The organism is Streptomyces narbonensis (assembly GCF_014649015.1).
GTDB lineage: Bacteria > Actinomycetota > Actinomycetes > Streptomycetales > Streptomycetaceae > Streptomyces > Streptomyces narbonensis.
This window is the reverse complement of the sequence record NZ_BMSF01000042.1, coordinates 1-4678: the sequence shown is the minus strand read 5'-3', so window position 1 is coordinate 4678 and position 4678 is coordinate 1. Positions and strand designations below refer to the sequence as shown.

2 protein-coding genes are annotated in these 4678 nt (G+C 44.6%); both read right to left on the bottom strand.

All coding sequences use genetic code 11. The annotated features are described in order from the left end of the window. Positions 1–2934, bottom strand: a 2934-nt coding sequence (locus IE124_RS36140) for a DEAD/DEAH box helicase (protein WP_502266936.1), incomplete at its 3' end; no start/stop codon positions are given. A 240-nt stretch (positions 2935–3174) separates the two neighbouring features. Continuing rightward, entirely contained in the window at positions 3175–4176 is a 1002-nt protein-coding gene (locus IE124_RS36135; protein WP_189513816.1) for a hypothetical protein, read from the bottom strand. Between the last annotated feature and the right edge of the window lie 502 nt (positions 4177–4678).

Genomic DNA, 4678 nt, shown 5'->3' with positions numbered 1-4678 from the left:
GTTATCTGCAGCGAGAACTTCAACGTTTGCCAAATCAACCCAATGTGGTAACAACCACACCTCCGAAATCTGCTCCAAAAGATATTCCAGTTTCTGCCGAAATGTTTTATTGCAGAACAGCCCTATCAGCATCGACAGGAATGCCGTCCAATGCGGCACTTTAGATGGGGTAACTCCCAGCGCAAGCTGATCTCGCAAGTGCATTCCTAGACTTAATTCATATCTGCTCCTCAACTGTCGATGATGCCTGCTAAACTGCAGCTTGACGTACTGCGGACCCTGCAGTCCAGCGCTCGTCATGGAACGCAAACGCTGAAAAACTCCAACTTTCTCGAGCGCTTCCACAAAGACCGTATCGTCTTTTGCCTCCCATTCTTCCCGGCACTTTTTTTCGTCCCAGTTCAAAAAGTACTGCAGCACCTCTGTCTTCGATTCACGCAAGTTGCTCCATACTTTATAATACAACTCTTTGATCTGCCTTCCAGACATGCGGAAAACTTGGCTCCCTTGCTTGCCTCTTGTCGAATCCAATACACTAATTGTTTCTCTTCTTCTAGTAATGGCCAGGTACCAAGCATAATTTCTCTGTATCTGAGAGTAGATCTCTCCCCTTTTTACGCTAAAAAATTTCAAATACCCTACAGGGTCCCCATGATATGGCTCGATGTCTTCCAAGTATTCTTTGTATTCCTCGTCATTTCGCAGCATTCTCTCCACAGCTAGTGCTTCCCAAGCCATCCTCCGATACGATACTTTCTGGCCAGCCCAACAGACACAGAGCTCGAACATCTTTTGACAGCCCTTGCATAATCCGTATTGTGTGAATACGCCCTCTGGGCAGAAGTATATGTCAATACCATAGAGGAAAAGATGTTTAATTTCGTCAGACCGAAATCCAAGAAACTGTAAGACATTCATATTCTCGGAAGTATTGGGAAATTGTGCTTTCAGTTTCTTTCTCTCTAGCAAAACCATTTGACTCCCTTTCCGCTTATACGACTCTTTGTTAATGTCGGTGACTGGATGGAATCTATTATCCTCAGCATTGCCATCTTTATTGGCGTCCTCCTTGGCACTAGCGTTGGTACTTTCAGTGGTAGTGGCATTAGTGCTGGAGTTGGTGCTAGCAGTGGTAGTGGCATTAGTGCTGGAGTTGGTGCTAGCAGTGGTAGTAGCACTAGTGTTGGAGTCGGTACTTTCGGTGGTAGTAGCACTAGTGTTGGAGTCGGTACTTTCGGTGGTAGTAGCACTAGTGTTGGAGTTGGTACTTTCAGTGGTAGTCGCACTAGTCCTGACGTTGATGCTGGCAGTGGTAGTAGCACTAGTCCTGACGTTGGTGCTGGCAGTGGTAGTAGCATTAGTGCTGGAGTTGGTAGTCGCATTGGTACTGGCATTAGCACTACCATGAATGCACGTGTCGCTGTCCTCATCACTGCTGCAATACTTTCTGCACCTGTCACTGCTATTGCTCTCCTGGAAGCTAGACGGTAACGCAACGATCGACATGGAAGCTGTCGCCTGTTTTTCAGCCAATCTGTCCATTCTTTCTATCAGTTCCACTGTGTCAGCAGACAGGTCTGTCCTGGAGCCACAGCATCCAACATGCTGGCCCTTTTTTCCTTTCTTTGATTCAAGTCCATAGAACTCGCGTACCTGTTCGGTTATACAGCCTTCCTTAATCGGTGGTAATTCACCCTTACGATTCCTTGCCGCCCAACTGTTTTTTCTAGATAATAGATAACAGAGGCCCCCATCTCTTAGTCTCCCTACGCCTTGAATGAGCTCAATAATATTAAGTCTATTATCAAGCATGATCACCATCATCAATTGCTTAATGTCAATTCCTTCAGTCACTAATTTCGTTCCGATGAGAACTTGCATGCTACCGTCAGTGACAAACTCCTTTGTGCGAGACACCTTTTCTGCAGCACCCAGCTTCCCGTGTATCCATACCACCCTAAAATACTTTCTCCAAGAGCAGGCCAATTCTTCCACTTCGTTGGTTGTGCTTGCAACTACAATGGCCTTCGACTCTGGTTCAATTTCAAAGAGGGCTAAAAGAAGCTTCAGTGCTTCTTCGGGCTGTGATTCCACTTTCTTCCAAATTTTATGAACATGCCCTAAAGGCACCTCGGATTTCTCCTTGATTAGATTAAACATCCGTGTTGGATAGCTGGATAGACCTCTGCTGAGATCTTCCGACCGTTTGAGCTCGTTGATGTCCATCGACTTCTTGGCCAGTCCCGTAAGCCCAATACGCTGCAACGCAGCATCAGCTACAGCCTCAGGTGCTGTGCCGCTCAAAAAGATTGCTTTCTCAAAAGCGTCAAAATCAAGGTTAGTTATGCCCCCAAATTGCGACTGCCGGTAGACCTCCGTTTCAAAGTTGTGAAACTCATCTACAATGAGGTAACCCAATTTTACGTTGTTGGTCCTAAAGGTGCACTCAACAATATTCTCCCACGCAGCTATCCTGTCTGTGAAATTAGTGCTAGCAAGATCATCGTAGATCCCCACGTATAAATCAGTAACGCCATCGCAACCTTCTTCAATAAAGTTTCTTACAGGGGCCACATTCAAGCAACCGCGTCGGCCCAACCTGATCATGCAATTAGCAAGCAACACTGTGTACGGTACAAACAGAAACGACACATATTCCACGTCGCCCTTAGACGCCAGTGCTATCAAGGGGAGATGAAATAACTCCGTCTTACCATAGCCCGGTGGGGCCTGTACTGCCACAGAGGGTGTGTCTGCCATGTATATTTCATGACATAAGCGCAACTGATGCAAGTCCCTGAATTCAAAGGAGCTGCCAAAGAGTTTCTGGCCTGCGACGAGGATATCGTTTGTACTCTTGGGCTCTCGGGGCCTTTTTCGCGTTACTCTTGAAATTTTTTGATGATGATCTGAACTCGCCGCCTCACCTGCCACTACGTCTTCCGCATTCCGAGTACTAGAGAATGAACAATGGTAGTCGCTTTCAAGGCCTAACCATTGAATCCAGCGCTCGGAAGTGAGTCCGTCAAGCGTCTTTAGTCGAGGCTCCGATGAACCGTTCTTGTTGTATCGTCGACGTATACGTTGCGCTGTAGCTCTGGATAACGGTAAGCGTATCACCGTAAGCTCGTCAATTATTTTTGAGAGCCGCGGTCATTTTGTTAGTATCTCTTCTCAACTTGGGCAGCACACATGCAAAACATCACCCAATCGGTCCTTTTTGTTCATCATATCGTTACATATCTGTGAAAAGTACTTTATCTCAATGGGTTTACGTGGGCATAGATCACGCTTCAGCCGCTCTGTGTCGACTTTCTTTTCGCCAGGTAAACTTGCTTGGTATGCAGAAAAAATCGATAGCTCATCTACGTGTAGTAACAAGAACATGTAGGGTGCCAAATTGTACCCATATTTCCTTATGGTGCTTTTCTGAAGACTCCTTACAATAGGTGCGCCAGAAACAAAGTCAGTGAAAGTACGCATCGTAGAGCTGTCGTTCGGCCTGGCACTCGCTATTTCGTGACAACGTTCCAGGACACGGAAACTCAACTCATTATAGTATCCTCTGTTGAGGTAAAAAAGAGAAAGGGTATCGTAATCCTTTCTATTGAATTTCAAAGTATGCACTTGAAACAACGTGTAGACCATCAAGTTGATTTTCTTGGGAATAAGATACTTTGAAGGGATTGGTCCGCCCTGGAAATCTGGTTCGTCTTCAACAAACGTCAGGAACTTTTGTACATTTTTCCCGACCATGCCGGAAACGACAATTTTTTCAAAAGACCTTTTCCTATCCATTGCACCAGTTCTGAATTTTACCACTTTGATTAGGCCAGACTTTTCGTCTTCGTAGAATGACCGCACTTCCGTGGGGATCGATTCAAATAAAGTTATTGAGGGACAATGTACCAAGTCGTTTTTGTTATTTAGAGCCGACTCAAACTCGTCAAAGTTTGCTTTTTCAAACTTACGCCTATCGGAAACTTTCATTTTATTTTTGTAAGTTTCGAAATTAACAATAGTATGTTGATTGTTATGCTTTTTGACAAGAAATCCATCAATATAAACAAAAGATTGTCCAGTTTCCGTCTTATCATCATCTAAGAATGTAATAATTAAGCTATTGAGAAGATGCAGAATCTGCGCTATGCAGGTGCAAATCTCTAGCAGCAGCAAAGTAAATTCAGTTAGTAAGAAATCTCACTAAGATAAGCGACTGTCTGTCCCCTTCAAGCACAACATAGAAAGCAGAAGGATGTCTCATTCATCGCTTGATTTCCGGCCTGCAAAAATAAAGTAGTCGGTACGTACTTTCGTTTTCAATTTCCATGGTGCACAGTATCTTAACTATCTGCTTAGTCGAGGAGAACCAGGATTCTGTTCGTTGCTCAGCCGCTTCGTGGATATTCTCTTGGATACTTTAAACATGGACCTACGTTCCGCTCTCGAAAAGACCAATATAATAAAAAGTTATAAATTACATTTCCTTATTAGGTATACGACCTCGCGCTTCGAAGTAGAGGAGCCCTTTTTGGCGTACCTACATATGGCGCGTCAGACAGACAAACTTCCCCCAAAAATGTATTACCCCGCCGAATAAGAAAACAGACCCATTCACCCACGACGTATCAAGTTACTTCCTTGGTGCAATGTCCCACTATAAAAAAATTCCTTGACG